The sequence below is a fragment of the Flavobacterium sp. FlaQc-48 genome (genome assembly GCF_044007335.1).
Classification (GTDB): Bacteria; Bacteroidota; Bacteroidia; order Flavobacteriales; family Flavobacteriaceae; genus Flavobacterium.
Genome location: NZ_JBIPCR010000016.1, coordinates 21,195 through 38,020 on the forward strand (window position 1 = coordinate 21,195; position 16,826 = coordinate 38,020).

Annotated in this window: 16 protein-coding genes; 8 read left to right on the top strand and 8 right to left on the bottom strand. The window is 33.9% G+C overall.

Annotation, left to right across the window (positions count from 1 at the left end):
• The first annotated feature begins 204 nt into the window (after nucleotides 1-204).
• From metN to metQ, 3 genes are all read left to right on the top strand, one after another.
• Nucleotides 205-1,236 carry a methionine ABC transporter ATP-binding protein MetN gene (metN, locus tag ACHRWY_RS21095; RefSeq protein ID WP_395357300.1) on the top strand — a complete coding sequence of 344 codons (1,032 nt, stop codon included), beginning with the start codon at nucleotides 205-207 and terminating at the stop codon, nucleotides 1,234-1,236.
• Nucleotides 1,229-1,882, top strand: coding sequence for a methionine ABC transporter permease MetI (locus ACHRWY_RS21100; RefSeq protein WP_395357301.1), 654 nt, complete (start codon nucleotides 1,229-1,231; stop codon nucleotides 1,880-1,882). The genes metN and ACHRWY_RS21100 overlap by 8 nt, the downstream gene beginning before the upstream one ends.
• A 72-nt stretch (nucleotides 1,883-1,954) precedes the next feature.
• A complete protein-coding gene (gene metQ / locus ACHRWY_RS21105; protein WP_395357303.1) occupies nucleotides 1,955-2,773 on the top strand; it encodes a methionine ABC transporter substrate-binding lipoprotein MetQ in 819 nt (272 codons plus the stop codon).
• A 66-nt stretch (nucleotides 2,774-2,839) separates the two neighbouring features.
• Here metQ and ACHRWY_RS21110 read toward each other — a convergent pair whose 3' ends face one another.
• From ACHRWY_RS21110 to ACHRWY_RS21125, 4 genes are all read right to left on the bottom strand, one after another.
• Entirely contained in the window at nucleotides 2,840-3,445 is a 606-nt protein-coding gene (locus ACHRWY_RS21110) for a hypothetical protein (protein WP_395357305.1), read from the bottom strand.
• Nucleotides 3,446-3,544: 99 nt separating this feature from the next.
• Entirely contained in the window at nucleotides 3,545-3,922 is a 378-nt protein-coding gene (locus ACHRWY_RS21115) for a response regulator (RefSeq protein ID WP_395357307.1), read from the bottom strand.
• Nucleotides 3,923-3,994: 72 nt separating this feature from the next.
• Nucleotides 3,995-5,329 carry a sensor histidine kinase gene (locus tag ACHRWY_RS21120; protein ID WP_395357309.1) on the bottom strand — a complete coding sequence of 445 codons (1,335 nt, stop codon included), beginning with the start codon at nucleotides 5,327-5,329 and terminating at the stop codon, nucleotides 3,995-3,997.
• Nucleotide 5,330: 1 nt separating this feature from the next.
• On the bottom strand, nucleotides 5,331-6,680 hold the full coding sequence (locus ACHRWY_RS21125) for a sigma-54-dependent transcriptional regulator (RefSeq protein ID WP_395357311.1): 1,350 nt from the start codon (nucleotides 6,678-6,680) through the stop codon (nucleotides 5,331-5,333).
• 280 nt (nucleotides 6,681-6,960) lie between these two features.
• Between ACHRWY_RS21125 and ACHRWY_RS21130 the strand changes: the two genes are divergently transcribed.
• From ACHRWY_RS21130 to ACHRWY_RS21140, 3 genes are read left to right on the top strand one after another with little or no spacing between them, the layout of a single operon-like run.
• The gene (locus ACHRWY_RS21130; protein ID WP_395357313.1) at nucleotides 6,961-7,674 is read left to right on the top strand and encodes an ABC transporter ATP-binding protein; all 714 of its coding nucleotides are present in this window, start codon (nucleotides 6,961-6,963) and stop codon (nucleotides 7,672-7,674) included.
• A 3-nt stretch (nucleotides 7,675-7,677) separates the two neighbouring features.
• The gene (locus tag ACHRWY_RS21135; RefSeq protein WP_395357315.1) at nucleotides 7,678-10,101 is read left to right on the top strand and encodes an ABC transporter permease; all 2,424 of its coding nucleotides are present in this window, start codon (nucleotides 7,678-7,680) and stop codon (nucleotides 10,099-10,101) included.
• Between the two features lies 1 nt (nucleotide 10,102).
• The gene (locus ACHRWY_RS21140) at nucleotides 10,103-12,514 is read left to right on the top strand and encodes an ABC transporter permease (protein ID WP_395357316.1); all 2,412 of its coding nucleotides are present in this window, start codon (nucleotides 10,103-10,105) and stop codon (nucleotides 12,512-12,514) included.
• 69 nt (nucleotides 12,515-12,583) lie between these two features.
• Here ACHRWY_RS21140 and ACHRWY_RS21145 read toward each other — a convergent pair whose 3' ends face one another.
• From ACHRWY_RS21145 to ACHRWY_RS21155, 3 genes are all read right to left on the bottom strand, one after another.
• A complete protein-coding gene (locus ACHRWY_RS21145) occupies nucleotides 12,584-13,396 on the bottom strand; it encodes an SDR family NAD(P)-dependent oxidoreductase (protein WP_395357318.1) in 813 nt (270 codons plus the stop codon).
• A gap of 108 nt (nucleotides 13,397-13,504) precedes the next feature.
• Nucleotides 13,505-14,092, bottom strand: a complete 588-nt coding sequence (locus ACHRWY_RS21150; protein ID WP_395357319.1) for a TetR/AcrR family transcriptional regulator — start codon at nucleotides 14,090-14,092, stop codon at nucleotides 13,505-13,507.
• A gap of 102 nt (nucleotides 14,093-14,194) precedes the next feature.
• Nucleotides 14,195-14,539, bottom strand: coding sequence for a winged helix-turn-helix transcriptional regulator (locus tag ACHRWY_RS21155; protein WP_395357321.1), 345 nt, complete (start codon nucleotides 14,537-14,539; stop codon nucleotides 14,195-14,197).
• 287 nt (nucleotides 14,540-14,826) lie between these two features.
• Here ACHRWY_RS21155 and ACHRWY_RS21160 point away from each other — a divergent pair, with 287 nt between their 5' ends.
• Complete coding sequence (locus ACHRWY_RS21160; protein WP_395357322.1) at nucleotides 14,827-15,318, top strand: GNAT family N-acetyltransferase; 492 nt, start codon at nucleotides 14,827-14,829, stop codon at nucleotides 15,316-15,318.
• Between the two features lie 2 nt (nucleotides 15,319-15,320).
• Nucleotides 15,321-15,800, top strand: a complete 480-nt coding sequence (locus ACHRWY_RS21165) for a MarR family winged helix-turn-helix transcriptional regulator (protein ID WP_395357324.1) — start codon at nucleotides 15,321-15,323, stop codon at nucleotides 15,798-15,800.
• A 192-nt stretch (nucleotides 15,801-15,992) separates the two neighbouring features.
• Here ACHRWY_RS21165 and ACHRWY_RS21170 read toward each other — a convergent pair whose 3' ends face one another.
• A complete protein-coding gene (locus ACHRWY_RS21170) occupies nucleotides 15,993-16,661 on the bottom strand; it encodes a response regulator (RefSeq protein ID WP_395357326.1) in 669 nt (222 codons plus the stop codon).
• Nucleotides 16,662-16,826: the final 165 nt, after the last annotated feature.

A 16,826-nucleotide genomic window follows, 5' to 3' on the forward strand; every position in this document is an offset into this window, starting at 1 on the left:
AATTAAAAATATCTCATTAAATTTGCCGCAACAATGAGAAACGATGACCAGAATACAAATTATGACAGCTGCAACATGATGATGTGCTGCAATCCTGTAATGAGATGTATGGAGCTGGCTTATTTATAAAATGATACTATTTATTTCAAAGAGCCTTTCATACTTAACTGAAGGGCTTTTTTGTTTTTAAACTTGAATTACGGAATGATTGAATTAAAGAATGTTACTAAAACTTTTCATCAGAAAGACAGGATTGTTACTGCTTTGTCAGATGTTTCGCTTAAGGTTCCGCCGGGGAAAATCTTTGGGGTAATTGGAACTTCGGGTGCAGGTAAAAGCACCTTGATCCGATGTGTGAATTTACTGGAAAGACCTACTTTTGGAGAGATTATCGTAGATGGAAAATGGTTAATGCAGTTATCAAATGCACAACTGGCGATCGAAAGAAGACAAATAGGCATGATTTTTCAGCATTTTAACCTGCTTTCGTCCCGAACTGTTTTTGAGAATGTGGCTTTTCCGCTGGAACTTGTTGGAATTTCAAAATCAGATATACAAATCCGTGTTGCACAACTACTGGATTTAGTAGGCTTAAAAGAAAAAGCAAACGATTATCCGGCGAGTCTTTCAGGGGGGCAGAAACAAAGGGTTGCGATTGCGAGAACTTTGGCCAATAACCCAAAAGTATTGTTGTGCGATGAAGCGACAAGTGCGCTTGATCCTGCGACAACACGATCTATTTTAAACTTACTGAAAGATATAAATCGTCGTCTAAACATCACGATTCTATTGATTACGCACCAAATGGAAGTCGTGAAATCGATTTGTGATGAGGTAGCAGTAATCAGCCACGGAAAATTAATAGAGCAGGGAAGTGTAGGTGAAATTTTTGCAGATCCGAAGCACGAACTGACAAAAGAATTTATTGCTTCGTCATTGCATCTTGATATTCCGAGAGTATACCAGGAAAGACTGCAAAAAGAAGATGGCGAAGGTTTGAGCCCGTTGTTGCGATTGGAAATGACCGGAAAATCTGTAAATGAACCCGTAATTTCTGAAGTTTCAAGATTGTTCGATACGAATTTTAAAATTGTAAGCGCCCAAATGGATCAGGCAGGCGACGTGAATTTTGGCGTAATGTTAATCGAATTGTCGGGTAAACGCGAAAATTACGAAGCTGCAATACAATATTTTATTTCGAAACACATTAAAACAGAAATTATAGGTTATGTCTGAATCCATTATTGACTTATTATTAAAAGGAACCTGGGAAACGATAGTAATGACATTTGTGTCAGGCTTTTTCGGCTTTGTACTAGGGCTTCCAACAGGTATTTTACTTTTCCTTACCCGAAAAAATCAAATATTAGAACAACCGGTTTTAAACAGGATTTTATCGGTTTTGGTTAATATTTTTCGTTCTATTCCATTCATTATTTTAATTGTCTGGATGATTCCGTTTACGCGTGCTTTGGTAGGAACTTCGATTGGCGTTAGCGCCGCATTGGTTCCGTTAAGTATTGGCGCAGCACCATTTATTGCAAGACTTGTAGAGAATAGTCTTTTAGGGTTACCTTCAGGATTAATCGAAGCGGCAAGAGCTTTGGGCGCAACACCTTTTCAAATTGTATACAAAGTGCTGCTTCCGGAAGCTTTACCATCTTTGATCAATGCTGCATCGATCACCTTGATCACACTTGTGGGATATTCTGCAATGGGCGGAGCTGTTGGAGCAGGTGGTTTAGGACAGGTGGGTTATCAATATGGTTACATTGGTTATGATGCCGTAACCATGAATTCAGTACTGGGTTTACTGGTTATTTTGGTATTCTTAATTCAGTTTGCCGGAGATGCTTTATCAAAACGATTTGACCATCGATAAAGGTTAGAAGTTAAGATTTAAGAGTTAAGAGTTAGAAGTTAGGGTTAACGATTGAAATTAAAAATTAGAAAGATGATAAATAAGAAGAATTTTTTTAAAACAGCCGGAATTATTGTTTTATCACTTGTTGTGGCAAATTGCGGAAAAAGTAAAGAAAACGATCCGCACCACATCAAAGTTGGAGTGGCCACCGGACCGGAATATAAAGTTGCAGAAGCAGCTAAAAAAGTAGCAAAAGAAAAATACGGACTTGAAGTAGAATTGATTTCTTTCAACGATTATGTAATTCCTAACGAAGCTTTAAGTCAGGGGGATATTGATGTGAATGCTTTTCAGCATAAACCTTATTTAGACGAACAATCTAAACAACGCGGGTACAAACTGGCCATCATTGGAAAAACATTTATTTATCCGATTGCGGCTTATTCTAAAAAGATCAAAAACCTTTCGGAATTGAAAAATGAGAGCACTATTATCATTCCTAATGATCCAACAAACGGAGGCCGTTCGTTATTGCTTTTAGAGAAAAACGGTGTGATAAAACTAAAAGACGGAGTTGGATTATTGCCAAAAGTAACGGATATTGTGAGTAATCCTAAAAATCTAAAAATACTAGAATTAGAAGCACCTCAATTGCCAAGATCCCTTGATGATGAAAATGTATCGATTGCCATAATCAATAATACTTTTGCTTCACAAGCCGGATTAATTCCTTCGCGTGATGCTTTGTTTGTTGAAGATAAAGATTCTCCTTATGTAAACTTAGTGGTCAGTCGTGAGGATAATAAAAACGAAGAAAAAGTGAAACAATTTTTACAGGCTTTTCAATCTGCAGAAGTGGAGCAGGCAGCGATTCGCGAGTTTAAAGGCGGAGCTGTAAAAGGCTGGTAATACAATAACGAAACATTTAGCGATACAAAAAAGCGCCAAGTCTGTTGATTTGGCGCTTTTTTATGTTTAAGCGATCTGAGCAATTCGTGCGCTCTTATATAAGGGATAGGTTTGCATGAAATCAGATATGTTGTCTTTCATTTTTTCGAATGATTGTCCGTAAAAATACAAACCGGTTGTAGTGTTTCCTTTCCAGTATCTTTCCTGAGAAGTATTGGTTAATTTTGAAATTTCAGACTGAACAAATTCTATATTATAAGTGTCCTGATCTTTTTTTGCAGTGTTTTCTCCATCGAGATATAGGGCAATCCCTTCATTTATTCCAAAAGGAATTTCCTGATGCGTTTTTTCTATAATGATTTTTGAACCTTTGGGAGCACCGCAATCTTCAAGATAATTCTTAATATGATTTAGCAGGCTTTCAGTGATTTCATCATTATAAAGTTTGATATGGATATCACAAAATATAATTTCTCCTGGTTCTTCTTTCAGGATTCCGCCACCACAAATTTCACCATAATTGTTTTCTGTCAGGAAATCATGTAATGGTAAAACGTACTGGTTTCTTTTATCTTCCGGCAAGACTTTATCATTAATCTGGATTACAATAGTATAGTCATTATAATCAGATTCTTCGGTTTCGAATAATTTTGAAATCAATTGTAGTAACATAATAATTAAGGGATTAATGGTAAAATCCTGATTCAAAGGTACTAGAAGTATTGCTTTTTGAATTTATACTATTTTCCTAAAATGTTATATGATTTCGAATTAAAGTATGGCATCTAAGGTACTTACGAGTTCATGAAAATTATTGGGTTTTGTGAAAATCTGCACCGAATTAAATTCGTTGGTTAATTTTTTTAGGGTTTCATGCGAATGAGAAGAATAAACAACTACCTGAATTTTACTCAATTCAGGAACCTGCTGCAATTCGGTTATAAATTCTGCTCCGCTTAAATACGGCATCTGCATGTCCAGAAATATAAAGTCAGGCAAAACGGTTGCTGTCTTTAAATTGTTTAAGGCTTCTAGTGAATTATTGGAAATTGTTGTGAGAATATCTTTGTTTAATGAAGCGATTGCTGCAATAAAAAGTTCGCAGTCATCCTCGTCATCATCTACTAATAAAATTACGGTATTTTTCATTCCATGAAATTATTTTAAAAGCAGTAAATGAGAGTTATATAATTTTAGACAGATGTTACATAATATGAATATTTATTCCTCAACCAGACAAATCTCAAAAACTGTTTTTTGGTCCTCACTTTTATGGTTGATGTAACCTCCATGAGCTTCAATAATGCTTTTACACAATGTCAGTCCAATTCCTGCTCCTTCTGTCCTGGTGGTAAAAAACGGAAGGAATATTTTGTTTTCAATTTCTTTTTCGATGCCCTTTCCGGTATCGGCAATTCTAATAAAGATCCTGTTTTCTTTGGTTTCTGCCGAAATAAAAATCTGCTTTTGCAAGCTGTCTTTCAACGCATACATAGAATTGGTTAAAAGATTAATGAATACTTGCTCTATTTGTTGGGGATCCACATGAATGTATCTTTTGAAATGTATTGTATTGACGATCTCAATATTTTTTTGTTTCAATAAAGGGTTCATAATCTGAAGACCATTATCGATCAATTGCTGCAATTCTGTTTTTTCTTTTTTAGGAGAAGGCAACATGGCAAGTTTTCGATACCCTTCGACAAATTTTTGCAAATGATCACTTCGCCTTAACATGGTTTCGACGCTATTTTTGACATCTTCTAAATCTTCTGAGGACATAACATCCTGTTCGACTAAATCCTGCAGATTCTGGCAAATAGAACGAATGGGGGTTATCGAATTTAAAAGTTCATGCGAGATGACTTTCATCAAATTTACCCAGGCTTCTTTCTCTTTTTTCTCTACTACATTCTGAATCGAATCTAGCAAGACGATAAAATAATCCAATTCAAAAATTTCTGTTCTCGAAGCCTGCAAAACAAAGGTTTGTGTATTTTGTTCATTAACACTAATCTCTATTGACGTTTTTACTTCCTGAAAATTGTCCTGTTCGATAATCTCGCATAATGCGGGCAATTGGTTTTTCAGGTATTTCCATTTCGATACTTTCGGCACATTAAAATGCGTCGAAAAGTAATCATTCATTAAAAATATATTCCAGTCGTTATCCTGCTTTTGAAGAATAATAATTCCGGTTTCAATATTGTTCAAAATAGAACGGTAGATGATATCCCTTGAAATCTGCTCGTTTTGTTTGTTTTTTAAAGTGTCGTATAAATGAAATAAATCATGGTAATTTTTATTGAATTTATGTTTTGAAAAATCAGAACTAAAATCATTTTGCAAGATCGAAGCGATCGTTTTATTGTAGAGCAAGACAAAATTCCGAATATAAAAATACATTTCGCGCAGGAGGATAAGAACGATAAAAATCCCGAATACACCTGTAAAAAGTAACCCTTTTTTAAAGAAAAAAAGAGAAATCTCAATCGCCAGGACGATTATAATTAATCTGAGAAACAGAAGTTTGTAGGTTTTAAAGGATTGAAACATATTAATGGATGCTGATGTTATATTTTTCTAAACGACGGTACAAAGAACCTCTTGATAAGCCCAGTTCTTCGGCAGTTTTACTGATATTATTGTTGTTTTTAAGCAATGCCTTTTCGACTGTAGCTTTTTCAACCGAAGAAAGCTGAATATCATCTGTGTGTTCTTCATAAGCCGTTATGGTTTCCAAATCTAAATCAGCAATCGTAATCTGATTGTTTTCGCAAAGAATAACGGCACGTTCGATTTTGTTTTCCATTTCCCGGATGTTTCCGTTCCAGGCGTGTTTTTCAATTTGCTCCGGCACTTTTTTATCAAAAGCAATTTCGTTTCTTCCGTATTTTTCGGTCATTTTATCCAAAAGGTATTGGGCCAAAGGAATTTTGTCTTCATGACGTTCTCTTAACGGAGGCAAAACAATCTCCATGGTATTGATACGGTAATATAAATCTTCCCTGAAATTTTTATCGGCAACTTCTAATTTCAGGTTTAGGTTGGTTGCGGTAATAATACGAACATTTAATGGCCTTGCTTTTGTTTCGCCTAATCGGGTTACTGTTTTGGTTTGAATAACCTGTAGCAATTTAGATTGCAAATGAAGCGGAACATTTCCAATTTCATCTAAAAAGATAGTGCCGTTCTGTGCCATTTCAAAACGTCCCGGAGTATCTGTTTTGGCGTCAGTAAAAGCACCTTTCGCATATCCGAACAATTCACTTTCGAAAATATTAGAATTTAAAGCACCTAAATCAACGGCGACAAATGGATTGTTTTTCCTTTCGGATTGCTTAAAAATATGATGTGCCAGAACAAATTTTCCGGTTCCGTTTTCACCCAGAATCAAAACGTTCGCATCGGTTTTGGCGACTTTATCGGCTAATGAATATGCTTTTTTTATAATTTCAGAAGTACCTGTAAAAAAGTCATTTTCAATTTCAATATTTTTTTCCTTCTTCTGTTCTTTGCGGGATTTCTCAACAGCTTGTTTTACAGATTCCAGTAATTTTATGTTTTCCCAGGGTTTCAGGATATAATCGAAAGCACCGGATTTTAAACCTTCAACAGCGGTTTCGACTTTTCCAAAAGCAGTCATTAAAATCACAACGGTTTTGGGCGAAAGTGTTTTTATTTCTTTTAATAAATACAAACCTTCTCGTCCGTCTTCAAAACCTATTCGGTAATTCATGTCGAGCAACACGACATCAATGCTTTTTTTCGACAATAATTCAACAATGTTTTTTGGATTATTGAGGGTATAAATGTCTTCAAAATATTTTTTAAGGTAGACTTTCGACGCAAAAAGAATGTCTTCCTGATCGTCTATGATTAAAATTGAGGCATTTGTCTTTTTCATTTTTGTTCGGTTTTGGACGAAAGCTGTCCATTATTGGACACTTTTAAATTCTTTTAAATAATAAAAAATTTAAAATAAGGCAGTTACAAATTTTAAATTTTTGGCATGAAAATCACATTACCATTAGCAAATCATCAAATAGAAGAATCATTATTGCTGGTAAATGTAACAAAAATAGATATTTATAGATTATGTTATCAATTATCTTAATTTAGGATCTGTTTTTTACTTCGGCAATACCATTCTTAGAAAGAAAAACAAACATCAAAAACAAATTATTATGATCAGGATTACAAAGCTTTCAAAAATTTTCAGAACCGAAGAAGTAGAAACAAATGCCTTGAGCGAAATTTCATTAACGATAAACGAAGGCGATTTTGTCTCGATTATGGGACCATCCGGAAGTGGGAAATCAACTTTACTAAACATCATCGGCTTGTTAGACAGTGCTTCTGGTGGAAGTTATGAATTGTTAGGACAGGAAATGATTGGCTTAAAGGATAAATTAAAGTCAAAAGCCAGAAAAGAAAACATTGGGTTCATTTTTCAGAATTTTAATTTAATTGATGAATTATCGGTTTATGATAATATCGAATTGCCGTTGATTTACAATAATGTTCCGTCATCAGAAAGAAAGAAAAAAGTAGAAAATATAGCTACTATACTGGGTATTTCGCATCGTTTGAAACATTATCCGCAACAGCTTTCAGGAGGTCAGCAACAACGTGTGGCCGTTGCGAGAGCTTTAATCAATGACCCGAAAATTATTCTTGCCGATGAGCCTACCGGAAATCTGGACAGTAAAAATGGTAATGAAGTAATGGAATTATTGACAGATCTTCATGCAAGTGGTGCCACAATTCTGATGGTTACACACTCAGATTATGATGCTTCGTTTTCGCAAAAAACAATTGTAATGAAAGATGGAATCATACTTTCAGAAAAAATGAACCATAGAAATGTAGATGTTTTAGTAAACAATTCAATAAACTAAATCATGCTAAAGAACTGGATCAACATATTTATTTATCATATCAAAAACAATAAGCTTTTTACTGCTTTGAATGTTTTGGGTTTGAGTATTGGAATTGCAGGATTAATTTTTGCCACTTTGTATTGGAACGAGGAACATTCGTATGACCAATGGAATCCTAATAAGGATAACGTTTTTTTAGTAGCAAATAAGATGGATGCCACAACCTATTGGTCATCGAGTTCTGCATCAGTAGGATCTGCAATAAAAGCTATAAGCACTGAAGTGGAATCGTTTTGTTATTTAAGCGGAAACTATGACGATGAAATATTGTATTGTAATGGCAAAAAAGTTCAGTCTGACAGGATTGTAACAGCGCAAAAGAACTTTTTCGATTATTTTCCTTATGAGTTTACAGAAGGCAGTCAAAAAGGGGCATTACCGGATGTAAATAGTATTTGTTTATCGAAAGATCTCGCTTTTCAGCTTTTTGGAAACGAAAGTGCTTTAGGTAAAAAAATAGTTTTGAAAAATAAAGTGCTGATGGTTAGAGGGGTTTATAAACTCAATAAAAAATCAGTTTATAATCCTTCCTGCGTAGTCAATTTTATGGATGAAAGAATAAATGCAAATATTGAATTTTGGGGAAATTTTGATTTTGTTTTATTATTAAAATTAAAAAATCCGGAGGATCAACAGCGGGTAACCAGTAATTTAGAGAAACTATATTTCGAAAATCTCACGTTTCGCCGTGCAAAAGAACAAGGCATTCCGCCTAAAGAGTTTATTCGAAAATATGGCGAAGTAAAACCAGTCTTAGAATCCTTGGCATCAGTTCGCCTGCATACAAAAGCGGGTGGTTTGATAGAGGCAAAAGGCAATTTTCAATTTTTACTTATTATGGTTGGGTTGTCGGTTTTAATCCTGTTATTATCTATTGTAAATTATGTTAACTCTGCTACGGCAAATGCCATAAAAAGGGCCAAAGAAGTGGGGGTTCGAAAAATTATTGGAGCTTCAAAATTTTCTATAATTCAACAGTTTATTTTTGAAACGGCTATTATTTCTTTGTTTTCAATTTTAATATCGCTTGTTATTGTCGAAATCTCTTTACCGTACTACAATGCTTTTTTAGATAAAATGCTTGTTTTGCAAAGTGGTCAGTTTTACTTACAACTTATTGCTATATTTTTCATAACGGTTGTATTGGCAGGAATATTTCCGGCTATTTATGTTGCTAATTTTGAGCCGTTAAAGGTTTTGAAAGGGAATTTTGGGCGAAGTAAAAACGGTATCTGGCTTCGAAATGCAATGCTGATATTTCAGTTTGCCGTGGCTGCCTTCTTCATTGTTGGATCTTATATTGTTTATCAGCAAATAGATTATATGAATTCAAAGGATTTAGGTTTTAACGGGAAACAGATTATAAATATTTCATACAAGAATATCTATGGTGAAAAAGTTACTGATAAAGATCGGTTTGACCGATACCGTATAATCAAAAATCAATTACTGCACATAAAAGGTGTTAAAGAAGTTTCCGGAGGCGGTTTTACTTTAGGAAATGGTTCTAAATCTATTATATCGTATCATTATAAAGATATAAATGTTGACGGAAATAACGTGCCTGTTGATTTTGGTCTGTTGGAAATGTTGAAAATAAAAATGGTCAAAGGACGTTATTTTGACCCAAAATTCGCTCAGGATACCATCAATACGATGTTGATCAACGAGACTGCCCTAAAGTTATTAAACGAAAAAGATCCAATAGGCAAAAAAGTTGACTGGAACGGTAAAGAAGTCATTATTGTAGGGATTGTAAAAGATTTTAATCTTCGAAATCCCGGCGAAGCTATTCCTCCTATGTCTTTTTTACATTTTAAAACTGTGCCTTGGTTTACATCATTTTTAAATAATATTTATATCACTGCTGACGCAAAAAACATGCAGCAAGTTTTGACAGATATAGAAAATCTCTGGACCAAAAAAGTAGATACAGAATATCCGTTTTCATATGATTTTGTCGATAAAGAATATAAAAGGTCTTATAGTAATTATGTGAAGCAAAAAAATCTTTTTTCTTTGTTGAATGTCATCGTTATAATAATTGCCCTATTCGGGTTATTTGCTCTTGCTTCATATTCTATTGAACGACGAATGAAAGAAATCGCTATCCGAAAAACACTCGGTGCCGAAACCAATGTTTTATTAAAAGAACTTTGTAAACAATATGTTATTTTTAGCATAATAGGTTTTTTAATGGCACTATTTCCGGCGTATTATTTACTAAATAAATGGTTAGAGAATTTTGCTTACAGAATTAATATTTCTCTTTATCCGTTTATAATCGGGTTTACTGCTTTACTGGCATTAACATTATTAGTGGTACTTACAAGGGCTTATCAGGCAACCAAAATTGATGTTTTGAAATACCTTAAATACGAATAAGATGCTAAAGAACTGGACCAACATATTTATTTATCACATCAAAAACAATAAGCTTTTTACGGCTTTGAATGTTTTGGGGCTGAGTATTGGAATTGCAGGCTTAATTTTTGCCATTTTGTATTGGAACGACGAACATTCGTACGATCAGTGGAATCCTGAAAAAGATAAAATTTACACGGTTCTTAATGATATTGGCGGGGGTAATATTTGGGCAGTAAATTCCCCTGTACCCGGCCCAATTTTAAAATCAACTGCTTCAGGCTTACAGGATTATTGTTATTTCGAAAGCAATTACGAAAAGGAAACCATACAGTATAATGGTAAGATAGAATTGGTAGATAAGATTTTCTCGGCACAGGGTAATTTCTTTTCTTTTTTTCCTTTTGAATTTATTCACGGGAGCGCAAAAAGCGCCCTTCATGACCGTAACAGTATTTCTTTTTCTGAAGAAACAGCTTTGCGAATATTCGGGAATGAAAATCCCATGGGGAAACAGGTTAAATATGCTGAAAATTTCTTTGTTGTTCGCGGCATATACAGTTTATCTAAAAAGTCTTCGGTAATGCCGGCTGCGATCACAACTATAATCGAGAATGATCTGGAAAAAAAGAAGGATAGCTGGGGACTAAATTTTGGATTAATGCTGAAATTAAAAAAGCAAAAAGATACAACTGCCATACTTAAAAGCTTAACGAATATCTATATTGAAAATAACTTTAAAAAACAGGCAAAGTCAGAAGGAATCACCTATGAAGCCTATTTGAAATTGTATGGCGAGCAGGCAAAACCTAAATTACTTCCTTTTTCCGGCTCAAGGCTTTATCAGGGAAATTATCCTTTTCCTGAAGGAAATGGAAATCTTCAGTTTTTAAAAATTTTAATGGGGCTATCCATTCTTATATTACTATTATCGATTGTAAATTATATTAATCTCGCTACTGCAAATGCTGTAAAACGTGCTAAAGAAGTTGGCGTGAGAAAAATAGTGGGGGCTACAAAATCACAAATTATTAGTCAATTTGTATTTGAAACGACCTTAATGGCGCTTTTTTCACTTTTGTTAGCCTTGGTTATTGTCGAACTTTCATTGCCTTTTTATAACTCACTCTTAAGCAAAAATCTAATTCTTGAAAGTTCTCAGTTTTATGTGCAGTTAATATTCATTTTTATAATTGTCATTTTGGTTTCGGGAGTTTTACCGGCTATTTATGTGTCTAATTTTGAGCCTTTAAAGGTTTTGAAAAGAAATTTTTCCCGAAGCAAAAACGGAATATGGCTCAGAAACGGAATGTTAGTTTTACAATTTGCCATTGCCACTTTTTTTATCATTGGTTCCTTTATTGCATATCAGCAGGTACAGTACATGGCAAATAAAGACTTAGGTTTTAAAGGGGCTCAGGTAATGGATATTTCTTTTAAGCCTAAAAAGGGAAAAAGCCAATTTGAACGATACAAAACAATACAACAGGAGCTTTTAAAAATCAAAGGTGTTCAGGCTGTTTCGGCTGGAGTATTTTCTATTGGAAACGATGTTAATTCGTGGTCCGGTCTGCATTATAAAGACAATAAAGAAGTTATAACACAGCAAATGCCAATTGATTTTGGAATGTTGGATCTTTTAGGCATACGGATAATTAAAGGAAGGGATTTAGCAAATAAATTTGCCTCTGATACTATCAGCAACGTTTTGCTAAATGAAGCTGCCGCTAAAACATTACAGGAAAAAGATCCCATTAATAAAGAAATTATCTGGGAAAATAAAAAATTAAAAGTAGTAGGGATTGTAAAAGACTTCAATTATTTTGGACTTCAAAACCGTATTTCGCCAATGATTTTTATGCATATCAAAGCTTTCGAATGGATGGAAAAAGATTTGCATAATATTTCGGTTAAAATTGCACCGGAGGAAATGCCTAAAACGATTAGCGCCATAGATAAACTCTGGAGAACAAAAGTTGATGGTGAATATCCCTTTGAATACAATTTTGTGGATAGAAATTTTGCCCGTACCTATAAAGATTACCAAAATCAAAGTCAGCTATTTTCGTTCTTAAACGGAATTGTTATTCTAATTGCCATTTTTGGATTATTTGCTTTGGCTTCTTTTTCTATGGAAAGAAGGTTACGGGAAATTGCGATCAGGAAAACATTAGGGGCTGACACCAATGTTTTACTCAAAGATTTGTCTAAGCAATATGTTGTATTCTGTTTGATTGGTTTTATGATCGGTATAATCCCAGCTTATCTTTTATTGCAAAAATGGCTGGAAAATTTTGCTTTCCGTATTCGTATTCCTTTGTTACCTTTTGGTTTAGCACTTACCTTATTGATGTTCCTGACCTTGACCATCGTTTTGGCAAAAGCGTATCAGGTTACCAAAATTGATGTTTTGAAATACCTTAAATATGAGTAAAATATAAAATGTAAAGCCTCCAAAGTCATTTGATTTTGGAGGTTTTTACTTTAATAAAAGCTTTTTTGATTAACCGTGAGCCGCTACAGAAACATCAGCCCATTCTTCCCACGTGGCCAGTTTTTGCTCGTAAGTTTGTTTGGCAAATGGCAGAGCTACTTTTCCTAAGAATAGGCGTAAAGGAGGATTTTCTGCTTCTGCTAATTTTATGATTGCGGGTACAGTAGCGCTTGTTTTTCCAAAAGAATCAGCATTTTCTTGTTCTGCAATAGCTTTTTTGATTCCGTCATAAGCATCAATAGGCTCGCTGTTGAACCCGTTACCCCAGATATCTGTAACATAACCGTTTGGTTCTACCAAAGTAACGTTGATCCCAAATTGTTTTACCTCCTGAGACAGTGTTTCTGTAAGACCTTCGACAGCAAATTTAGAGGCATTATAAAGTCCTAAATTAGGCAAAGTTGCAATTCCTAAAATAGAAGAAACCTGAATAATATGACCCCTTTTTTGATTTCTCATAATTGGCAAAACTGCCTGAGTTAACCAAAGCGTACCAAAAAAGTTAGTTTCGAATTGGGCTCTGGCCTCTTTTTCGCTTGCTTCTTCAACAGCACCGTTTAAAGCATAACCTGCATTATTGATCAGGATATCAATTTTCCCGAAATGTTCTTGTACTTTTTTTACTGCTGCAAACGAATCTTCGCGATTGTTGACATCTAAAGTTAGCGGTAAGATGGCATCACCATATTTCGCTTTTAAGTCGGCCAGAGTGTCGATATTTCTGGCTGTTGCAGCTACATTGTATCCTTTTTCTAAAAATGCTTCTGTCCAGGCTTTTCCAAATCCTTTTGATGCTCCTGAAATTAAAATTGTTTTTGACATGATATTAAATTATTTATTATTTATTGTTTATTGTTTATTGTTTATTGTTTATTGTTTATTCTGATTTTTATAAATATGACTGATCGGTCATTTTTTTAGCAAAAAAAATTAGAGTGTGTTTTCCTCTATTATTTTTTTTAAGGTTTTAATTATGACTTTCATTTTATCATTACTGCCTGACATTCTGGATATGAGCTGACCGCCTTCCATCATGGCAAACATAACGATTGCAAACTCTTCAGCATTCCATTCCGGTTTAAACTCTCCGTTAGCAATTCCTTTATGGACACTATTAGCCAATAATTGTTGATTAGCGTTACAGCCTTTATTTATTTTCTCCTTTACAACAGGATTGGTGTCATCAGCCTCTGTGCCAAAATTCAATAATGGGCAACCGCCTGTAAGAGGTGGGTTTACAGCATTACTAAAGAAATCGATATAAGTAAAAAGCTCTTCTTTGGCTGTTTTGCTTTTACTGACTTTAAGCAGAAGCTTATCACCCAGTACTTTAATATTATGATCAACAGCAGCGCAGGCCAAGACATCTTTATTTTCAAAATGAACATACATACTTCCTTTAGACAATTTGGTAGCCTCCATAATATCACTCATAGCAGTAGCGGCAATTCCTTTTGTATTAAAAATAGGTGCTGCTTTTTCTATGATGAATTGTTTGGTTTCTTCTCCTTTTGTCATGATCTTATTCATTTACAGGTACAAATATATGACCGATTGGTCATATATGCAAGTCAGCCTAGTTTTTTTAAGATAAGTTTCACACTTCAGTTCTTATTTCTTTTACTTTGTCTTTTCATTTTCCTTAATATGCTGTCTGTGCGATAATCCCCATTGAATCATTTCAGAAATGATTGGGCCAAATGATTTGCAGTACGGGGTAGACTCATATAAAATGGGCACTTTGGCATCGTGGTCTTCCGTTCTCTTTACCAGGTTATTCAGTTCCATATCTTTTAATTCCTTTGATAACATTCGTGACGTAATGCCCGGGATACTTTGCTGAATTTCTTTAAATCGGTTATTTCCGTTACAGATCGAATTGATTATAGGTAGTTTCCATTTCCCTCCTAAAACATATATAGTATCCTGAAGTGCCTGAAATTCCTCTTTCTGATTTCTTTCCATAAACATTTATTTTTTTACCCTATAAGGCAATTTAAGTTTAGATAAAGGATATAGGCAACAAAATTTTCTTTTTAAAAAATACCGATTTAAAGGAGTGGAAGTATTGACTTAAATCTGCATCATTTTTTACAGACCAAAAAATATTGTGTGCTTCATCTATTAAACAAAAGTATGAAAACAAATTAAAACTGAAAACAAGACTTAATGGCAAATAAATCATAATTACAATAAAATATTTTTATTTATGTATTTAACTACGTAGTTTTGTTACATAAAATTTAAATGATATGAAACCACTTATAATTCCCATTGAAAATCAATACGAAAGCGCTATTGTTGATTTAATTTTAAGCATTCAGCAAAATGAATTCAATATTGCAATTACAATAAAAGATCAGCCGGATTTGCTCGATATCAACAATTTTTATTATGCTGACGGAGGTCATTTTTGGGGTGCTTTTATAGATGATGAATTAGTAGGAACAATTGCTTTAGTGAAATTTAGTAAGACAGAAGCTGCAATACGAAAAATGTTTGTAAAGAAGGAATATCGCGGAAAAGAGTTTGCAATCGCACAAAAATTATTAAATACTTTAATGGATTATTGTTTAGCAAATGAAATTGATAATTTATATTTGGGAACTATATCGGTATTAGAAGCTGCTTTACGTTTTTATGAAAGAAACCATTTTATACGTATCGAAAAAGAATGGCTTCCGGACCCGTTTCCGTTGATGAGTGCAGACAATGTATTTTGTCATTTAACCTTAAAAAAATAAAGATGAATATTATAGATGAATCCGGAATTTTAGCCCTTTCAACACGATTACAACGTCTTAGTGAACAATTGCGAAAAGATGGTGCACTATTTTATAAGTCCTACGGAATTGACTTTGAGCCCAAATGGTTTCCGGTTATTTATACCTTGCACCATAAAGAAGTTTTGAGTGTTGTCGAAATTGCAAATGAGATTGGATACACGCACCCGTCAACTATTAGCCTTTTAAAAGAACTGGAAAAACAAAAGCTGATTCGTTCTAAAAAAGATAAAATCGACGAGCGAAAAAGACTGATCCGGCTTACGGCAAAAGGGCAGGAGCTCATTGAAAAAATGAAGCCGGTCTGGGATGTAATGTCGAGTGTACTTAATGAGATTACAGATAATCAGAACAATTTGCTTCAGGCGATTAATGAAGCCGAAAACAAAATAATGCATCAGAGTTTTTTACAACGCGCTATGCAGTTAAAAAGTGAAAATTAGTTTGTAAAAGCAGGGAAGTTCCAAAAGTTCTAAGGCTTTTTCCGAAATCGGATAAAATAGTAGCGTTACTTTCTTTACCGGATTTTAAAGTTTCAAAGGTTTTTTCCTGAAAGCTGACAGAGTAGTACTCTGTGTTTTTTGAATATTTTATTGAGGTGGCTTTCATCATTAAATCCCGGATTTTATTATTTTCTAGAGAAAACCCAATTGCTTTATTTTATTAATTAGTTCTATATCTCCTCCTTTTTCTAATAAAAAATGGTTTTTAATAATAGCCTTTCGTTTTTCTATTGAACTCAATGATAGCGGTATATGATTTGGAATATCTATCATTTTAATACCTTGGGAAAGCAGGTTCAGAATCTGACTGTCATATTCGCCCCAATCAAAATTTCTTTGGGCTAATTTTTTTTGAGATTTTATTATCTCATCACTATAGATGATTTTACCTGATAGAATCTTTTTGCAAATGGCAGGGAATGATTCAAAATTGACTTCACTTTTAGAAATAAATCCCTGAGGGCATATTTCTTCTATAACCCTGTTGACAATAAAAATTTCTGTATGCATGGTTAACAATAGGATTTTGCATCCGGGATGAGTTTCTTTAATTAAAGTGGCTAAATCAATACCGTTAGAAATATTTTGTTGCTGATAAGCGGGTAAACTAACATCCAGTATCGCAAAATCAATTGGTATGTTTTGCTTTTTAAGTGATCGTATTTCTTTGTACGCGGTTTCGCAATTGTAACTTTTGATAAACAATGGCTCAACAGCACTAAAACTCTCATCAGACAGAAGGTTAACATAACTATCTACTGTCATTGGATGATCATCAACAATCAAAATATTAAATGGCATCTGGTTAGAATTTATGTAAAAGTAAATTTTTATAAATGTTTTTCAGTATCAAAAATAAACTTTTTTTTAATTTGATATAAAGCGGTTTTTTAGGGCTTTATGTCATCAATACGGTATTAATAATCTTCTTTAATTTATATATTTGGATCAAACTAACAAATACTA

Coding starts and splice junctions, on each gene's coding strand:
- metN (WP_395357300.1), top strand. CDS start 205: ATGATTGAATTAAAGAATGTTACTAAAACTTTTCATCAGAAAGACAGG.
- ACHRWY_RS21100 (WP_395357301.1), top strand. CDS start 1,229: ATGTCTGAATCCATTATTGACTTATTATTAAAAGGAACCTGGGAAACG.
- metQ (WP_395357303.1), top strand. CDS start 1,955: ATGATAAATAAGAAGAATTTTTTTAAAACAGCCGGAATTATTGTTTTA.
- ACHRWY_RS21110 (WP_395357305.1), bottom strand. CDS start 3,445: ATGTTACTACAATTGATTTCAAAATTATTCGAAACCGAAGAATCTGAT.
- ACHRWY_RS21115 (WP_395357307.1), bottom strand. CDS start 3,922: ATGAAAAATACCGTAATTTTATTAGTAGATGATGACGAGGATGACTGC.
- ACHRWY_RS21120 (WP_395357309.1), bottom strand. CDS start 5,329: ATGTTTCAATCCTTTAAAACCTACAAACTTCTGTTTCTCAGATTAATT.
- ACHRWY_RS21125 (WP_395357311.1), bottom strand. CDS start 6,680: ATGAAAAAGACAAATGCCTCAATTTTAATCATAGACGATCAGGAAGAC.
- ACHRWY_RS21130 (WP_395357313.1), top strand. CDS start 6,961: ATGATCAGGATTACAAAGCTTTCAAAAATTTTCAGAACCGAAGAAGTA.
- ACHRWY_RS21135 (WP_395357315.1), top strand. CDS start 7,678: ATGCTAAAGAACTGGATCAACATATTTATTTATCATATCAAAAACAAT.
- ACHRWY_RS21140 (WP_395357316.1), top strand. CDS start 10,103: ATGCTAAAGAACTGGACCAACATATTTATTTATCACATCAAAAACAAT.
- ACHRWY_RS21145 (WP_395357318.1), bottom strand. CDS start 13,396: ATGTCAAAAACAATTTTAATTTCAGGAGCATCAAAAGGATTTGGAAAA.
- ACHRWY_RS21150 (WP_395357319.1), bottom strand. CDS start 14,092: ATGACAAAAGGAGAAGAAACCAAACAATTCATCATAGAAAAAGCAGCA.
- ACHRWY_RS21155 (WP_395357321.1), bottom strand. CDS start 14,539: ATGGAAAGAAATCAGAAAGAGGAATTTCAGGCACTTCAGGATACTATA.
- ACHRWY_RS21160 (WP_395357322.1), top strand. CDS start 14,827: ATGAAACCACTTATAATTCCCATTGAAAATCAATACGAAAGCGCTATT.
- ACHRWY_RS21165 (WP_395357324.1), top strand. CDS start 15,321: ATGAATATTATAGATGAATCCGGAATTTTAGCCCTTTCAACACGATTA.
- ACHRWY_RS21170 (WP_395357326.1), bottom strand. CDS start 16,661: ATGCCATTTAATATTTTGATTGTTGATGATCATCCAATGACAGTAGAT.